Raw genomic sequence first — 16,585 nt, 5'->3', positions numbered from 1 at the left:
CACAGTCAGTCCCGTTCACCCGTGTACGAAGCCCACTGGGTGAGCTACCCTAGAAACTAGAACATGTTCTCATCTAGAGTAACGCTAGACGGATGAAGAGACCGTTCTCCGCTGCAACACGTTACAGCGTTGCATTCGAACGGCCGAGCACAAGGAGCAGCATGGCGCCAGGCGACGAGAACAACGCCGAGTTCGACGTCATCGTCGTCGGCAGCGGCGCGGCGGGCATGACGACGGCACTGGCCGCCGCGCACCAGGGATTGCGCACGGTGATCGTGGAGAAGGCCGCGACCTTTGGTGGCTCGACCGCGCGCTCGGGCGGCGGCGTGTGGATCCCGGACAACGAGGCGCTGCGGGCGGCGGGCCTCACCGACTCGCTCGATGACGCCCGCACTTACCTGCACAGCATCATCGGCGAGTACGGCGATCCCGCCCGGATCGACACCTACGTCGACCGCGGCCCGGAGGTCATCTCGTTCCTGCTGCGGAACACCCCGCTGCGGCTGCAGTGGGTGCCGGGCTACTCCGATTACTACCCCGAGGCACCCGGCGGGCGCGCGCACGGCCGCTCGGTGGAGCCGGTGCCGTTCGACGGCACGAAGCTCGGCGACGACCTGGCCACACTGGCGCCCGACTACGGCAAGTCGCCGCTGAACGTCGTCGTCACGCAGGCCGACTTCCGGCGGCTGAACCTGCTCGCCCGCACCCCACGCGGGCCGGCGCGGGCCATGCGAGTCGGGGCGCGCTGGCTGAAGGCGAAGCTACTGCGGCAGCGGCTACTCGGCAGGGGCCAGGCGCTGGCGGCCGCGCTGCGGGCAGGGCTCAAGCAGGCGGACGTGCCGGTCTGGCTCGAGACGCCGCTGGTCGACCTGACCACCGACAACGACGTCGTCACCGGCGTCGTTGTCCGGCAGGGCGACACCGAACGCAGGCTGACCGCGCGCCGGGGCGTCGTCATCACCTCAGGCGGCTTCGAGCACAACGAGGCGATGCGTAAGCAGCACCAGCGTGAGCCGATCGGCACTGACTGGACCACCGGCGCGCCCAGCAATACCGGCGACGGCATCCGTGCTGGTCAGGCGCTCGGCGCGGCAGTGGAGTTCATGGCGGACGCCTGGTGGGGACCGTCGATCCCGCTGCCCGGCGGGCCGTGGTTCTGCCTTGCCGAACGCTCGCTACCTGGCAGCATCATGGTCAACGGCCGCGGCGAGCGGTTCGTCAACGAATCGGCGCCGTACGTCGACGCCACCCACGCGATGTACGGCGGCGAACTCGGCCAGGGCGATGGGCCCGCCGAGAACATCCCGACCTGGCTGATCTTCGACCAGCGCTACCGGAACCGATACCTGTTCGCCGGGGTCGGGCCGCGCCAGCCGCTGCCCGGCCGCTGGTTCAAGACCGGGGCCCTCGCACGGGCGTCCACGCTGGCCGGGCTGGCCGAGGCCATCGACGTCCCCGCCGAGGCGCTGACCAGCACCGTGTCGCGGTTCAACGGGTTCGCCGCCGACGGCAGCGACCCCGATTTCAACCGGGGTGCCAGTGCCTACGACCACTACTACGGTGACCCGCGCAACCGTCCCAATCCCAGCCTCGGCCCACTGGACACGGGGCCGTTCTACGCGGCCAAGCTGGTGCCAGGTGACCTGGGCACCAAAGGCGGGCTCAAGACCGACGCCCGCGCCAGGGTGCTGCGCGACGACGGCAGCGTCATCGCAGGCCTCTACGCGGCGGGCAACGCCAGCACCCCGGTCATGGGCCACACCTACGCCGGACCCGGCGCCACCATCGGTCCAGCGATGGTCTTCGGCTACCTGGCCGCGCACGACCTGGCAACAACCGCAGCACCCGCACTCGCCGATCACGACGGAGGATTGTCATGACCGCAACCGACCCCGGGTTCCGCACCATCGACGTCGGCACGACGCCGACCCGTTACGCCCGAGGCTGGCATTGCATCGGCCTCGCCAAGGACTACAAGGACGGCAAGCCGCACGCGATCAACGCCTTCGGCACCAAGCTCGTGGTCTTCCAAGGCGAGGACGGCAAGATCAACGTGCTGGACGGTTTCTGCCGCCACATGGGCGGCGACCTGACCCAGGGCACGGTCAAGGGCAACGAGGTCGCGTGCCCGTTTCACGACTGGCGCTGGGGCGGCGATGGCAAGTGCAAGTCGATCCCCTACGGCAAGCGAGTACCGCTGCGGGCCCGCACCCGGTCGTGGCTGACCTACGAGGAAAACGAGCAGCTGTTCATCTGGCATGACCCGCAGGGCCGTCCGCCCGGCGATGAGCTGACGATCCCTCGCATCGAGGGCGTCTTCGGCGACGACTGGAGCAATTGGACCTGGGACTCGCTCCTCATTGAGGGGTCGAACTGCCGGGAGATCATCGACAACGTCGTCGACATGGCCCACTTCTTCTACATCCACTTCGGATTCCCGACGTACTTCAAGAACGTCTTCGAGGGCCACATCGCATCGCAGTACCTCAACACCAAGGGGCGTCCTGACGTCGATGAGGGCAACTACGGCGGTGCGGACAACCTGCTGCGCTCCGAGGCGCACTACTACGGCCCGTCATACATGATCAACCACCTGCACAACACCTGGAACGGCATCGAGATCGACAACGTGTTGATCAATTGCCACTACCCCGTCACGCAGAACTCCTTCGTGCTGCAGTGGGGCGTGAAGGTGAAGAAGCTCCCAGGGCTGTCCAATGAGCAGGCCGACAAGGTGGCTGGCAAGTTCGCCAAGAACGTCGGTAAGGGCTTCCTGCAGGACGTCGAGATCTGGAAGAACAAGAGCCGGATCGACAACCCGCTGCTGTGCGAAGAAGACGGTCCTGTCTACCAGCTGCGCCGGTGGTACGAGCAGTTCTATGTGGACGTCGAGGAGGTCACAGAGGACATGACGCGTCGCTTCGAGTTCGAAGTGGACACCTCGCACGCAGTCGAGGCGTGGGAGGCCGAAGTCGCGGCGAATCTCGCACGCAAGCAGGACGCGCAGGAAACCGGGGTGTGACGGTGTCGACCGAGGCGCAGCGCGCGTTCACCGGGGGTCGGACGACGTTCGGCGAGCCGGACGTGCGTGCCGACACGCTCGCCGACCGCGCCGAGTTCCTCACCGCCCGGCTCACCCCCGTGTCCTGCCGGTCCTGCGACACCGAGGTGCTGGTGCGCAAGAACAGCGAGCAGCACACCAGCATCCAATGGACGTCCGACCCGGCAAGCAGCTGCCCGCGCTATCAAGAGGAGGTCGCGCGCGGCGGCAACACCGCGCTGCTGGACACCTGCATCGAGCTGTCCGAGAGCATCGCGGCGGCCGCCGCGGAGGGTGAGATTCCCGTCGGTGAGGACTGCTCGCAGGTCCGAACGAATGGGCACGAGGACTGCTCGCAGGTCCGAACGAATGGGCACGAGGACTGCTCGCAGGTCCGAACCAACGGGCGCGAGGAGGGGCCGTGACCGAGCCCGAGCTACCGGACGCTGGTTTCCACCGGCTCCGTATCGCGCGCGTCGTCGCCGAGACGCCGGACGCGTGCTCGCTTGAGCTGGACGTTCCCGAAGACCTGGCCGACAAGTTCCAACACCGGCCAGGGCAGTTTCTGACGTTGCGGATTCCCAGCGAACGCACCGGTTCGGTCGGCCGCTGCTACTCGCTGTGCAGCGCGCCGCACGAGGATGGCCCGCTCAAGGTCGCCGTCAAGCGGGTGCGGGACGGCTACGGCTCGAACTGGCTGTGCGACAACGCTCGTGAGGGCATGGCGCTGGAGGTCCTGCCGCCAGCAGGGGTGTTCACGCCGAAGTCGTTGGACACCGACCTGCTGCTGCTCGCTGGCGGCAGCGGGATCACGCCGATCATGTCGATCATCAAATCGGTGCTCGCCGCCGGCACCGGCAGCCTCACGCTGCTCTACGCCAACCGGGACGAGCACTCGGTGATCTTCGCCGACGAGCTGGCCGAGCTGACTCGGCAGCACCCGGACCGGTTGACCGTCGTGCACTGGCTGGAGTCGGTGCAGGGACTGCCGTCCGTGCCACAACTCGCCGCGCTCATGTCGCCATGGGCGGGGCGTGAGACGTTCATCTGCGGCCCGAGCGCGTTCATGGACGCATCATCCTCGGCGTTGTCCGAACTGGACGTCGATCGCAAGCGTGTCCACATCGAGCGGTTTATTTCGTTGTCGCGCAACCCGTTCGAGGTTGAGGACACTGTGGACGCCGCCACCGAGGACAGTTCGGATGAGGCACCGACACAGCTCGACGTCGAACTGGATGGGCAGCGGCACAGCTTCTCCTGGCCGCGGCAGCGCAAGCTGTTGGACTTCCTGCTCGAGCAGGGCCTCGACGCGCCGTACTCCTGCCGGGAAGGGGCGTGCAGCGCCTGCGCGTGCCGGATCACATCCGGCGAGGTGAAGATGCTGAACAACGAGATACTGGAACCGGTGGACTTGGACGAGGGCATCGTGCTTGCCTGTCAGTCGGTGCCCGTCACTGACGACGTGTCCGTCAGCTACGAGTGAGGAGCAGCCCATGCCCATCGATCCCGCCGTCGCGATCGGAGCCGATCTCGGTGAGACGTCGTTCTCCTGGGAGCCCTCCGATGTGCTGCTGTATCACCTCGGCATCGGGGCGGGCGCCGACCCGATGAACCCTGTCGAGCTGCGCTACACCTACGAGCAGGACCTGCGGGTGCTGCCGAGCTTCGCCACGGTCGCGCCCAACCTGCGCACCTACGAGCCGCCGTCAGTGTCGTTCCCCGGCATCGACATCGATCTGGCCAAGGTCGTGCACGGCAACCAGTCGGTCACCGTGCACCGGCCGATCCCAACGTCGGGCAAGGCCACGGCGCGCGGCAGGATCGCCGACGTCTATGACAAGGGCAAGGCCGCGGTGATCGTACAGGAGACCGAGGTCATAGACGAGGAGGACAGCCCGCTGTGGACGGCACGATCGAGCATTTTCGCCCGAGGTGAAGGCGGATTCGGCGGCGAACGCGGCCCCTCGGAGAAGCTCACGCTGCCGGATCGTTCACCGGACGCGGTCGTGTCGACGCCGACGCTCCCGCAGCAGGCGCTGCTCTACCGGCTGTGCGGCGACCGGAACCCGCTGCACGCCGACCCGGAGTTCGCCAAGGCGGCTGGTTTCGACCGGCCGATCCTGCACGGGTTGTGCACCTACGGGATCGTGGCGAAGGCCGTCACCGACCTCATGTTGAACGGCGATCCGCACCGTGTGCTGTCCTGGTCCGCGAAGTTCGCGGGAGTGGTCATCCCCGGCGAGACGCTGCGCACCAGCGTGTGGGCGGATGGCGACCGCTTCGTGGTCACCACGCATTCCGTTGAGCGGGACGCGCCGGTGCTCGCGGACGGCGTTCTCGTCGCGGCGTAACGGATCCGCCGCTCGGCAGGTGACGGCGCTGCGCTGGCGCACAGCTCGGCGCTGTGCGCACCGGCACCCGCCGCGTAACCTCGCCTCCCATGAGCGATCCGGATGTCGTCGTTGTCGGTGGCGGCCACAATGGGCTCGTCGCGGCCGCCTATCTCGCCCGCGCCGGGTTGTCGGTGCGCGTACTGGAGCGCAAGGGCGAGGTCGGCGGCGCCGCGGTGTCGTACCGCGCGTTTCCCGGCGTCGACGTCCGGTTGTCCCGGTACTCGTACCTGGTCAGCCTGTTGCCGCAGCGGATCGTCGACGACCTTGGGCTGTGGTTGTCGTTGCGGGCGCGCCGGTTCGGCTGGTACACGCCGGTGCGCCGCGACGACGGCACGTCGACGGGTCTCCTTGTCGACAATGCCGATCCGGCACGCACCAAGGCGTCGTTCACAGCGGTCACCGGATCAGACGCCGATTTCACGGCGTGGCAGGAGTTCTCCTCGCGACTGGAACGGCTCGCCAAGCGGGTGTTTCCGACGCTGACCACTCCGTTGCCGAGCCGCGACGAGCTGCGCATGCTGGTCGACGATCGGACGTGGCGAGAGGTGTTCACCGAACCGCTTGGTCACGCACTGGAATCGGCGTTCGCCGATGACGCCGTTCGCGGGACGCTGCTGACCGATGGGCTCATCGGCACGTTCGCAGCGGCGGACGATCCGTCGCTGCGGCAGAACCGCTGCTTTCTGTACCACGTGATCGGCAACGGCACCGGCGAGTGGCGGGTGCCGGTCGGCGGGATGGGCGCGGTCACCGCCGCGCTGCGCGACGCTGCCGAGCGCGCGGGCGTCGAGGTCGTGACCAGCGCCGACGTGACCGGTATCGACCCGGACGGCGAGGTGCGCTACGTCCACGACGACGTCGAGCGGACGGTGCGCGCCGGTCATGTGCTGGCCAACGTCGCGCCGTCGCGGCTGGCCGCACTGCTCGGTGAATCGCACGAGGAGCCGGAGCCGGAAGGCGCGCAGTTGAAGGTCAACATGGCGCTGCGCAGGCTGCCCCGGCTGGCCGACCCGGACGTCACGGCGGAGGCGGCGTTCAGCGGAACGCTGCACGTCAACGAGGGGTACCGGCAGCTGGCCACCGCCTACGCCGAGGCGTCGGCCGGTCGGATTCCGAGCCTGCCGCCGTGCGAGGTGTACTGCCACTCGCTGACCGACCCGTCGATTCTCGGGCCCGCCGAGCGCGCGGCCGGTGTGCACACGCTGACCCTGTTCGGGCTGCACATGCCCGCACGGCTGTTCCGGTCCGACAACGGCATTGGCGGCAACGATGCCGCCCGCGATGCGGCGTTGGCCGCCACGTTGACGTCGCTGAATCATGTGCTCGACGAACCGATCGAGGACTGCCTGCTCACCGACGCCGACGGCAAGCCGTGTCTGGAGGCGAAGACGCCGGTGGACCTGGAGCGCGAGCTCGGGCTGCCTGGCGGGCATATCTTCCACGGCGATCTCGCGTGGCCGTACGCCGACGACCCGGCCGACCCGTGGGGTGTCGCTACCCGGCACCCGCGCATCCTCCGTTGCGGCGCGGGCGCGATGCGCGGCGGCGGGGTGAGCGGCATCGGCGGCCACAACGCGGCGATGGCGGTGCTCACCTCCCGCGACGCAAGCTGACCGCCAGAAGTCGGAACTCGCGGCCCCGGAAAGCGGGACTCGCGGTCAAGCTACGACGACGTCAGTACCAGGCCGGAGGTCGGTACGCCGGTCCCCGCGGTGACGAGCACGGTCTCCGCGCCGGTGACCTGGTTTGCCGCCGTCCCGCGCAGTTGCCGGACGCCTTCCGCGATGCCGTTCATGCCGTGGATGTAGGCCTCGCCGAGCTGACCGCCGTGGGGGTTGAGCGGCAGCGAGCCTTCCAGCTCCAGCCTGCCATCCGCGATGAAGTCCTTCGCCTCGCCGCGACCGCAGAAACCCAGCTCCTCAAGTTGCAGCAGCACGTACGGCGTGAAGTGGTCATACAGCACCGCGACGTCCACATCGGATGGCCCAAGTTCCGCCTGGCGCCACAGCTCCCGCCCGACGACGTGCATTTCCGGCAGTGACGCCAGTTCGTCGCGGTAGTAGCTGGTCATGACGTACTGGTCCGGCCCACTGCCTTGCGCGGCGGCGCGCACGACCGCGGGAGGATGCGCCAGTTCGCGCGCGCGTTCGGCGCTCACGATCACCAGCGCCACCCCGCCGTCGGACTCCTGGCAGCAGTCGAGCAGCCGCAGCGGCTCGGCGATCCACCGTGACGCCTGGTGGTCGTCCAGCGTGATCGGCTTGCCGTGGAACCACGCGCTCGGGTTGGTAGCGGCGTTGGCGCGGTCGATGACGGCGATCCGGCCGAAGTCCTCGCTAGTCGCGCCGTAGTCGTGCTGGTAACGCCTGGCCAGCATCGCCACCGTCGCTGCGGGTGTCGCGATGCCCATCGGGTAGGTGAAGCTGTTGTCGATCCCGGAGGTGTTGACTTGCTGCGCTGCCGCCGACGACACCTGCCCGAACCGGTGCCCTGACCGCTCGTTGAACGCGCGGTAGGCGACCACGACGTCGGCGACGCCAGTGGCCACGGCCATCGCGGCCTGCTGCACCGTCGCCGCGGCCGCACCCCCGCCGTAGCCGATGCGACTGAAGAACCGCAGGTCACCCATGCCCAGCTCGCGGGCAACGGCGATCTCCGCGTTGCTGTCCATGGTGAACGTGACCAGTCCGTCCACATCGGCCGGTTCGAGTCCGGCGTCCGCCAACGCTGCCCGCACCGCCTCCGACGCGAGCCGCAGCTCGCTGCGACCGGAGTCCTTGGAGAATTCGGTCGCGCCGATCCCGGCGATAGCCGCGTTGCCGGACAGGATCTCCCGGACTCGTGAGTGCTGGTCAGGGTTAGAACGCTGATAGGCACTCACGACGCCACCTCCGGCAGTGCGATGTGGACCATGCCGCGCACGTGGTCACCCAGGTTGCCTTTGCCGACCACCTCGACCACCCATCGCTGCTCACCGTCCACGATGACGCGGTCGGTGACCGTGCCGGTGAAGGTGAGCGTGTCGTAGGCATAGCACGGCACGCCGAGCTTGATGTCGATCGAGCGCACCAGCGCATCCGGGCCAGCCCAGTCGGTGACGAACCGCTGCACAAGGCCGTTGTCGGTGAGGATGTTGAGGAAGATGTCCTTGGAACCGCGCGCGACGGCCGCGTCGCGGTCGTGGTGGACGTCTTGGAAGTCGCGGGTGGCCAGCGCGGTGCTGATGACGAACGTCGGTGTCGCCTTGATCGTCATCGGTGGCAACGTCGCCCCAACCTCGACGTCCGATGCGGACAGCGTCGCGGTGCCCGATGGTTCGGATTCGCGAGCAATGCTCATCGCAGTACCTCCCAGGCTGGCAGGGTCAGCTCTTCATCGATGCGCAGGAACACCGCTCGCACCGGAAGTCCGATGTAGACGTCGTCAGGCTCGGCGTCGATGAGCTCGCCAAGCACCCGGACACCTTCGTCCAGCTCGACCAGCGCCACCACGAACGGCAGCCGCTTGCCGGGCACCTTCGGGTGGTGATGGACGACGTAGCTGTAGACCGTGCCGGTGCCACGCGCCACGATGTAGTCGGGCTTGGCGTCGAGGTCGCCGCTGGGATCGACAGGGCCGGGCGGATGCCGCAACGTGTCGCCCCACCGCTGGATGCGCAGCTCGCCGACCTGCGTGCCCTCCCAGAAGAATGCCGTGTCGCGGGAGATCACCGGGCGCAGTACCCCGTCGGCGTACTCCGGCGCGTCGATGATGCGCGCCCCCTCGCGCGCTACCGTCGGACGGCTTGATACTGGACGGAACTTGAGCACCCGGAATGTCATCTCGGCAACGACTTCCTCGCCGACCGTCCACGTCGTCCGTGTCGTGACGAACCAGCCCTCACCGAGCGCGGTCTGTTTCGGACCGACAACGCTCTCCAGGCGATTCGATGCCGCGACGTGCTCGCCCGGTCGCAGGTAGCGGTGGTACGTCTGCGAGGAGTTGGTCGCCACCACCGAGGTGAAGCCTTCCTCGTCGAGCGCGAGCATCATCGCGCCGAGCGGATCGTCCTCGGCGCGTGTCCCGTGCAGACCGCGCATCGTCCACACTTGCGCCATCGCTGGCGGCGCGACGAGTTCACCGTGGACGGACGACTCAGCGGCCGATGCGTCGGTGTAGACGGGGTTGGCGTCGCCCATGGCCTCGGCCCAGGTGTTCACCATGGCCTGGTTCACCGGGTCTCTACCGAGCACCGGAGCGGACGGACCCCCGGCTGCGATGCGCTCAGCGGCCTGCCTGATCCGGTCCGCCTCGGGGTCGGTCGCTTCGGTCGCGGTCGCGTCAGTCGTCATCGTGGCACCCTCGGCAGATCGAGTCCGGTCATAGCGATCAGCTCCCGTTGGATTTCGTTGACGCCGCCACCGAATGTGAGCACCAGGTTGCGTTTGGCCTGCATGTCCAGCCAGTCGGCGAGTCCCGCGGTGGTGGGGTCGGCAAGGTCTCCGTGGCGTGCGACGACGTCTTCCAGCAGCGCGACGAGACGTTGGATCCGCTCGGAGCCGAACACCTTCGTCGCGGAGGCGTCCGCGACATCAACGGGCTTATCGGCGTCGGCACTGGCGACCTGCCAGTTGAGCAGTTCGTTGACGCGCTGGGTGGCACGGGTCTCCGCGAGCGCTGCCGCGACGTCGGGCCGATCGAGCAGCCCATTCGTCGTCGCCCACGCGCGTACCCGGTCATACACCGCACCGATGCGCCCGGCTGGCCCGAGCATGACGCGCTCGTGATTGAGCTGCGACGTGATCAGCTTCCAGCCCTTGTCCTGCTCGCCAACCAGCATGTCCACTGGCACCCGCACGTCGGTGTAGTACGTCGCGTTGACGTGGTGTGCGCCGTCGCACGTGATGATCGGCGTCCAGCTATAGCCAGGGTCGCGGGTGTCGACGATCAGGATCGAGATGCCCTTGTGTTTCGGCGCGTCCGGATTGGTCCTGACGGCGAGCCAGATGTAGTCGGCGTCGTGCCCGCCCGTGGTGAATATCTTTTGTCCATTCACGACGTAGTGGTCGCCATCGCGGACCGCCGTCGTTCGGAGCGAGGCCAGATCGGTGCCCGCATCAGGCTCGCTGTATCCGATCGCGAAGTGCACCTCGCCCGCGAGGATCTTCGGCAGGAAGAAGTCCTTCTGCGACTGTGTTCCATAGACCTGCAAGGTCGGCCCGACGGTTTGCAGTGTCACCGAAGGCAGTTGGATGTCGGCGCGGGAGGCTTCGTCCACGAAGATGTGTTGCTCGACCGGGCCGAAGCCGTGTCCGCCGTACTCCTTGGGCCAGCCGACGCCGAGCCAGCCGTCGCGGCCCATCCGCCGCACGACCTCGCGGAACACCGGCCCATGCCGTTCGGTGCGCATCGCGGCGCGCTCCTCGGCGGTCATCAGCGTCGCGAAGTACTCGCGCAGCTCGTCGCGCAGCGCGCGCTGATCGTCGGTGAGGTCGATGTGCACCTCAGCGCTCCTTTCCCGCGAGCACGTCGAGCCGATGCCCCGCGCCGCCGAGGAAGCGGGCGAGGTCCTTGAGCGTCGCGTAGTAGCGGTGTAGCGGGTAGGTGACATCGACGCCGAGGCCGCCGTGCAGGTGGTGGCAGGTCCGGACAGCGGGTAGCGCTTCCTCGGTGAGCCAGTAGGTGGCGACGTCGATGTCCTCGGCGGCGTCGCGAGCGGTCGCCAGCCGCCACACCGCGGACGTCGTCGACAGCTCGACGGTGCGGGCGGCGATGTAGACGTCGGCGATCTGCTGCGCGACGGCCTGGAACGTGGCCAGCGGCTTGCCGAACTGGTGGCGGGTGCGCAGGTGCTCGGTGGTCAGCTCCAACGCACCCGCGAGCGCGCCACTGCCGAGGGCGAGCGCCCCGGCGACGCCGTTGTCGCGCAGCGCGGCGGCGGTGGCTCCTGTGGTGTCGGTGCCGAGCAGGTCGGCGGGCGCATCGGCCAACGTCAGGGTGTGCTCCGCCGCGCCGATGGACGTCGGGGCACTGGTGGCGGTGACGCCCTCGCCATGCGGATCCAGCAGGAAGACGCCGACGCCGTCCGGAGTGGTCGCGGTGACGAGGACGTGGCTGGCCTGTGTCGCGTAGGGCACCGATGTCTTGGTGCCGGTGAGCCGCCAGGAAGCTCGGTCAGCTTCGGCCAGCGGTGCATCGGCCGACATCTTCTGAGTGGATCTTGAGGCGTTGTGGTCATCCGGATCGCCAGAACGCCTCAAGGTCGCGGACTCGGCCATAGTCCCGGACGTCGGCGCGCCCCGCGTCGCCGCGGCCGTCGGTCGTGCGGGCAGCGGCGCACCCGGCTCGCTCACCGCCGCGGTCAGCAACGTCGTGCCGTCCCCGACGCCGGGCAGCAGGGCCGCGCGCTGCTCGTCGGTGCCGTGCTGGGCAACCGTCAGCGCACCCAGCGCCAGCGCGGGGAACGCGGGCACGGCCGCCGCGCGCCTGCCGACCTCGGTGAGCAGCGCCGCGACCTCGGCGATGCCGAGGCCGTCGCCGTCCAACTCGGTGGGCAGGACCAGCGACAACAATCCCGCCTTCGCCAGCGCGGACCAGGCGCGCTCGTCGTAGCCGTCGCCGGGGCTGGCCATGGGATCGCACTCAGCGCGCAACACGTCGCGCGCGAGTCCGGAGATCGCCTGCGCGATCTCATCCTGACCGAAGTCCACGCGCTCTCCTCACACCGCAAAACTGGAACATGTTCTAGTCTCTACCAGAACCCCCGTCCGTGGCAAGTTCCGCGGCCCTCACCAGTTCAGCCAGTGCGGCGGAGATCGCGTCGGCGAGCGGCCAGAGGTCAGCCACCTGGTTGCGCGCGGCGATCAGCCCGACGTCGACCCGCCCAGCCAGCGACACCACCGTGATGTTCAGCCCAGCGCCGTGGAACACCGGCCCGAACGGGTACATCCCGGTGATCCGGGCACCGAGCAGGTACAGCGGCATCGGCGGGCCGGGCACGTTGGAGATCACCAGGTTGTGCACGACCGGATGCTTCTCCGCGAGTCGCAGCGCCGAGTAGGCGCGCACCGCGAGGCCGAACGTCGTCGGCGCGGCGAACTGTGCCCAGTCCTGAAGTATGTCAGCCGGGATCGACTCGTGGTGCCGCTTGGCCTTGCGGTTGCTGTCGCCAAGCTCGCGCAACCGCGCGACCGGGTCTGCCAGGTGCGTCGGCAGCGAGGAGAACAGCGTGGACACCTTGTTCGAGCCGTCGTCCGAGCGCTGGCTGCGGTCCCGCACCGACACCGGGACGGTCGCCAGCACCGGTTTATCCGGCAGCTCGCCACGCTCCTCGAAGAACATCCGCAGCGCCCCGGAACAGAGCGCGAGGACGACGTCGTTCACCGTGACGCCGAAGGCGTTCTTCACCCGCTTGACGTCGTCCAGCGGCAGGTCGACGTGGGCGACGCTCCGTTCGCCAGTGATGGTGCCGTTCACCGACGTCCTCGGCGCGGTGAATGGCAGTCGCATGCCATCGCCACGCAGCGAGCGGGCGATGAACGCCGGGGCGACGCCGAGCAGTTCTGGCAGCAGTCGCGCCAGCTCGACGGGCTTGCGCACGAACCCGGCGAGCCCCGCACCGATCACGTCGACCGCGCTGGGCGGGCCGAGGTCCTCCTGCGGTGGCTCAGGCAGCGGTGCGTCCGGCTCAAGACTCGACAGGTAGGAGATTAGGTTCGCGCCGCTCACACCGTCGATGCCCGCGTGGTGCATTTTCACGACCACGGCGAGCCGTCCGTCTGCGCAGCCATCGACGACGTGCATCTCCCACAGCGGCCGATCCCGCGACATCGGCGTGCCCGCGACATCGGCACACAGCTCGTCCAACTCTTCCCTGCCACCCGGCGCGGGCAGCTCGACACGGAAGACGTGGTTGTCGACGTCGAACTCCTCGTCGGCGACCCACACCGGGTGATCCAGATTGAACGCCGTGCTGTAGAGCTTGCGGCGAAACACCGGGATCCGCGCGCACCGTTCGGCGAGCCGCCGCGCGAAGGCGTCGACCGTGTGGTCGCCGGGTACGGTAGAGGGATCGAGCGTGAGCAGCGCGCACACATGCTGCAGCTGCTGTGGCGTTTCGAGGTACAGAAAACTGGCGTCAAGCCCGGTAAGTCGCTGCATACCAGCGATTATAGTCACAAAACTAGAACATGTTCTACTTTTGTGACGTGACGATCAAAGCCGAAAACGCGGCCGTCCGCGACTCACCCCCGAGGCAGCCCGAGGATCCGCTCCGCGGCGACGTTGCGCAGCACCTCCGTCGTCCCGCCCGCGATGCTCAGACACCGGCTGAGCAGGAACTCGTGCTGGACGTCGTGGGTCGCCGCCGCATCGGCCACGCCGGCAGGCCCCAACAGATCCAGCGCCACCTCGGCGACGTCTTGACGATGCCGCACGCCGATCAACTTGCGCACGCTCGACTCCGCGCCCTGCCCTTGCGCGGCGAGCTGGTTGAGCACCGAACGCAGGTCGAGCACAGCGCACGCCGCGCCGTCCACAAGCAACCGGCCAATCTCGGCGAGGTCGGCGTCCTCGGGTACGAGCTTGAGCAACCGCTCAAGGCTCTCGCCAAGCGACGAGTCGCTCATCGCGACACGCTCGTTGGCCAGCGTGGTACGTGCGAGCCGCCAGCCGTCGCCCTGGTCACCCACTACGTTGGCATCCGGCACGAACACGCTGGTCAGGAACACCTCGTTGAACCGCTCCTCGCCGGTGATCTCGGCCAGCGGGCGGGTTTCTATGCCGGGCGAGGTCATGTCGACCAGGAAGTACGTAATGCCCTTGTGCTTGGGCACGTCCTTGTCGGTGCGGGCGAGACAGATCGCCCAGTCGGCCTCCCGCGCCAGCGACGTCCACACCTTCTGCCCGGTCAGCAACCAGCCACCGTCGGTGCGCTCCGCGACGGTGCGCAGCGAGGCCAGGTCGGAGCCCGCCTCCGGCTCGCTGAACAGCTGGCACCAGCTCAGCTCGCCCCGCAACGTCGGCAGCAGGAAGCGATCGCGCTGGTCGTCGGTGCCGTGCCGCAGAATGGTCGCCGTGGCCCACCCGCCGATGACCAGGTCAGGGCGCTCGATCCCGGCCCGGTCCAGCTCGGCGTCGATGGCGAGTTGCAGCGCGGGCGACGCGTCGAGCCCGTACGGCTTCGGCCAATGCGGCATCAGGTAGCCGGTCTCGGCGAGCATCCCCCTGCGATGCTCGGCCGGTGCGGCGGCGATCTCTGCGATGTCGGCCCGCACCCGCTCGGCTTCGGCAGCGTCCGGGCCGTGTTCGCGCAGGTCGATGGCCAGCTCCCGGCGAGTGCCGTCGAGCGCGAGCCGGGCGGCACGACGCCGCCAGGCCGCGCTGCCGCCGAGCCATTGCCGCAGCGCGACGGCGCGCCGCAGGTAGAGATGGGCGTCGTGTTCCCAGGTGAAGCCGATGCCACCGAGCGTCTGGATGCAGTCCTTGGCGTTGTCCACGGCGGCATCAAGGGCACCCGCCGCCGCTACCGCGGCCGCGAAGGCTTGCTGGTCCGGGTCGTCGTCGGCGGCGCGCGCGGCATCCCAGGCGAGCGCGGCGGCCTGTTCCGCCCGGCACAGCGCGGTGGCGCACAACTGCTTGACCGCCTGGAACGTGCCGATCTTGACGCCGAACTGCTCCCGAACGCCGGCGTACTCACTCGCGGTCCGCAGGCACCACGCCGCGACCCCGGACGCCTCCGCCGCGGCGAAGGTGGCCGCCACCTCCCTGACGTCCTGCGTGCCCGGCAGCAGCGCGGTCGGCGGCAGGACGACGTCGTCCAGGTGGACGCGGGCGACATCCCGGCTCAGGTCGAGCGACTCAAGGCGTTCGACCCGCGCGAGACCGGGCGAGACGACGCACCACCGCTGCTCGCCGTCGACGTCGGCGGACAGCAGCAACACGGCGTCGGTATCGGCACCGGGTAGCAGGCCCGCGTCGCCGGACAGCCGGACTCCGTCGGGCGTCGCGGTGCCAGTGACCGTGCCGGGTTCCAGCGCGACCGCCGCCCGAGACGTCCCCGCGACCAGGCCGGGGACGACCTCCTTGGCCACGGCGGCGTCCGCGTGACGGCCGAGCAGCACCGCGGCGAGCATCGTGGACAGCACCGGGCCGGGCACCAGCGCCTCGGCTGCGGCCTCCAGCCCGGCCGCGGCGTCGGCGATGCTGGCACCGGCCCCACCGAGCTCGTCGGGGACCGCGATGCCGAACAGCCCGATGTCGGCCAGCCCGGCCCAGGTCCGCTCGGGAGCGCCGTCGCGCGCGGCGGCCACGGATCCGGCCCGCTCGGCCCAGTCCCGGATCGAGTCGGCGAGCGCACGCTGGGTGTCGGTGATGGCGATCGGCACGGGTTCCTCCTCGGCAATGTCGACCACTCAAGAGTAGAACGTGTTCTATATATGTGTCGACTACCGCGCCACATGCGGAGACGGGGGGCTCAGGTAAGCTACCTCCGACAACCTGCAACAGGTTCCGACCAACGGGGAGCCAGCGGATGCCACCCATGCCGCCACAAGCGACGAGCAACAGCACCGGAATGGCCACGACGTCGAGCGAGGAGCTTGGATCGGCGGCACAGCGCGAACGGCGCAAGCGGATCATCGACGCCACGCTCGCGCTGGCGGCGAAAGGCGGCTACGACGCGGTGCAGATGCGCGCGGTCGCGGACAAGGCCGACGTCGCGCTCGGCACGCTGTACCGGTACTTCCCGTCCAAAGTGCACCTGCTTGTCGCAGGCCTGTCGCGGGAATTCCAGCGGGCGAGTGAGAAGCTCGACCGCACCAAGATCCCCGGCGACACGCCAACCGATCGGCTGTTGTTCGTGCTGGGGCGCAACACCAGGATGATGCAGCGCGACCCGCATCTGACCGAGGCGATGGTGCGCGCGTTCATGTTCGCCGACACCACGGCCGCCGCCGAGGTCGAGCAGGTCGGCAAGCTGATGGAGAGCATGTTCGCCCGTGCGATGGGCAAAGAGGTGCCCACCGAGCGGGACAGCGTCATCTTCCACATGATCGCCGACGTCTGGATGGCGAACCTGGTGGCATGGGTGACTCGGCGCGCATCGGCCACCGACGTCCAGCACCGGCTTGAGCTGTCGGTGCGGCTGCTGCTTGAAGGCCGCGACGAGGACTGA

At 68.7% G+C, this 16,585-nt stretch carries 14 protein-coding genes; 7 read left to right on the top strand and 7 right to left on the bottom strand.

The window, feature by feature from the left end:
- Positions 1 to 161 precede the first annotated feature (161 nt).
- From kstD to AMYHA_RS06400, 6 genes are all read left to right on the top strand, one after another.
- Positions 162 to 1,880, top strand: a complete 1,719-nt coding sequence (gene kstD, locus AMYHA_RS06425) for a 3-oxosteroid 1-dehydrogenase (RefSeq protein ID WP_034268959.1) — start codon at positions 162 to 164, stop codon at positions 1,878 to 1,880.
- On the top strand, positions 1,877 to 3,022 hold the full coding sequence (locus AMYHA_RS06420) for a Rieske 2Fe-2S domain-containing protein (protein ID WP_034268957.1): 1,146 nt from the start codon (positions 1,877 to 1,879) through the stop codon (positions 3,020 to 3,022). Before kstD ends, AMYHA_RS06420 begins: the two co-directional genes overlap by 4 nt.
- Positions 3,019 to 3,465: a hypothetical protein gene (locus AMYHA_RS28270; protein ID WP_330759433.1), complete on the top strand. Its 447-nt coding sequence runs from the start codon at positions 3,019 to 3,021 to the stop codon at positions 3,463 to 3,465. Before AMYHA_RS06420 ends, AMYHA_RS28270 begins: the two co-directional genes overlap by 4 nt.
- Entirely contained in the window at positions 3,462 to 4,523 is a 1,062-nt protein-coding gene (locus AMYHA_RS06410) for a ferredoxin--NADP reductase (protein ID WP_051399602.1), read from the top strand. The genes AMYHA_RS28270 and AMYHA_RS06410 overlap by 4 nt, the downstream gene beginning before the upstream one ends.
- Before the next feature lie 10 nt (positions 4,524 to 4,533).
- Positions 4,534 to 5,391, top strand: a complete 858-nt coding sequence (locus AMYHA_RS06405) for a MaoC/PaaZ C-terminal domain-containing protein (protein WP_034268954.1) — start codon at positions 4,534 to 4,536, stop codon at positions 5,389 to 5,391.
- An 89-nt stretch (positions 5,392 to 5,480) separates the two neighbouring features.
- Positions 5,481 to 7,046, top strand: coding sequence for a phytoene desaturase family protein (locus AMYHA_RS06400; RefSeq protein ID WP_034268952.1), 1,566 nt, complete (start codon positions 5,481 to 5,483; stop codon positions 7,044 to 7,046).
- A gap of 50 nt (positions 7,047 to 7,096) precedes the next feature.
- On the opposite strand, the gene AMYHA_RS06395 is transcribed toward AMYHA_RS06400, so the two are convergent.
- From AMYHA_RS06395 to AMYHA_RS06365, 7 genes are all read right to left on the bottom strand, one after another.
- Entirely contained in the window at positions 7,097 to 8,314 is a 1,218-nt protein-coding gene (locus AMYHA_RS06395; RefSeq protein WP_407919875.1) for a lipid-transfer protein, read from the bottom strand.
- Entirely contained in the window at positions 8,311 to 8,772 is a 462-nt protein-coding gene (locus tag AMYHA_RS06390) for a MaoC family dehydratase (RefSeq protein WP_407919874.1), read from the bottom strand. The genes AMYHA_RS06395 and AMYHA_RS06390 overlap by 4 nt, the downstream gene beginning before the upstream one ends.
- Positions 8,769 to 9,764 (bottom strand): bifunctional MaoC family dehydratase N-terminal/OB-fold nucleic acid binding domain-containing protein, encoded by a 996-nt coding sequence (locus AMYHA_RS06385; protein ID WP_051399601.1) that lies wholly within the window; start codon positions 9,762 to 9,764, stop codon positions 8,769 to 8,771. Before AMYHA_RS06385 ends, AMYHA_RS06390 begins: the two co-directional genes overlap by 4 nt.
- Entirely contained in the window at positions 9,761 to 10,915 is a 1,155-nt protein-coding gene (locus tag AMYHA_RS06380; protein ID WP_034268950.1) for an acyl-CoA dehydrogenase family protein, read from the bottom strand. The genes AMYHA_RS06385 and AMYHA_RS06380 overlap by 4 nt, the downstream gene beginning before the upstream one ends.
- 1 nt (position 10,916) lies before the next feature.
- Positions 10,917 to 12,122: an acyl-CoA dehydrogenase family protein gene (locus AMYHA_RS06375; protein WP_034268947.1), complete on the bottom strand. Its 1,206-nt coding sequence runs from the start codon at positions 12,120 to 12,122 to the stop codon at positions 10,917 to 10,919.
- A 34-nt stretch (positions 12,123 to 12,156) separates the two neighbouring features.
- Positions 12,157 to 13,572 (bottom strand): WS/DGAT/MGAT family O-acyltransferase, encoded by a 1,416-nt coding sequence (locus AMYHA_RS06370; protein ID WP_034268944.1) that lies wholly within the window; start codon positions 13,570 to 13,572, stop codon positions 12,157 to 12,159.
- An 83-nt stretch (positions 13,573 to 13,655) separates the two neighbouring features.
- Positions 13,656 to 15,797 (bottom strand): acyl-CoA dehydrogenase family protein, encoded by a 2,142-nt coding sequence (locus AMYHA_RS06365; protein WP_034276114.1) that lies wholly within the window; start codon positions 15,795 to 15,797, stop codon positions 13,656 to 13,658.
- Positions 15,798 to 15,952: 155 nt separating this feature from the next.
- Between AMYHA_RS06365 and kstR the strand changes: the two genes are divergently transcribed.
- Entirely contained in the window at positions 15,953 to 16,585 is a 633-nt protein-coding gene (gene kstR, locus AMYHA_RS06360; protein WP_157362474.1) for a cholesterol catabolism transcriptional regulator KstR, read from the top strand.

Origin of the sequence: Haloechinothrix halophila YIM 93223 (genome assembly GCF_000504245.1) — a bacterium.
Taxonomy (GTDB): Bacteria; Actinomycetota; Actinomycetes; order Mycobacteriales; family Pseudonocardiaceae; genus Haloechinothrix_A; species Haloechinothrix_A halophila.
This window is presented reverse-complemented; position numbering and strand designations above follow the sequence as displayed.

Coding starts and splice junctions, on each gene's coding strand:
- AMYHA_RS06400 (WP_034268952.1), top strand. CDS start 5,481: ATGAGCGATCCGGATGTCGTCGTTGTCGGTGGCGGCCACAATGGGCTC.
- kstD (WP_034268959.1), top strand. CDS start 162: ATGGCGCCAGGCGACGAGAACAACGCCGAGTTCGACGTCATCGTCGTC.
- AMYHA_RS06390 (WP_407919874.1), bottom strand. CDS start 8,772: ATGAGCATTGCTCGCGAATCCGAACCATCGGGCACCGCGACGCTGTCC.
- AMYHA_RS06420 (WP_034268957.1), top strand. CDS start 1,877: ATGACCGCAACCGACCCCGGGTTCCGCACCATCGACGTCGGCACGACG.
- AMYHA_RS06370 (WP_034268944.1), bottom strand. CDS start 13,572: ATGCAGCGACTTACCGGGCTTGACGCCAGTTTTCTGTACCTCGAAACG.
- kstR (WP_157362474.1), top strand. CDS start 15,953: ATGCCGCCACAAGCGACGAGCAACAGCACCGGAATGGCCACGACGTCG.
- AMYHA_RS06405 (WP_034268954.1), top strand. CDS start 4,534: ATGCCCATCGATCCCGCCGTCGCGATCGGAGCCGATCTCGGTGAGACG.
- AMYHA_RS06385 (WP_051399601.1), bottom strand. CDS start 9,764: ATGACGACTGACGCGACCGCGACCGAAGCGACCGACCCCGAGGCGGAC.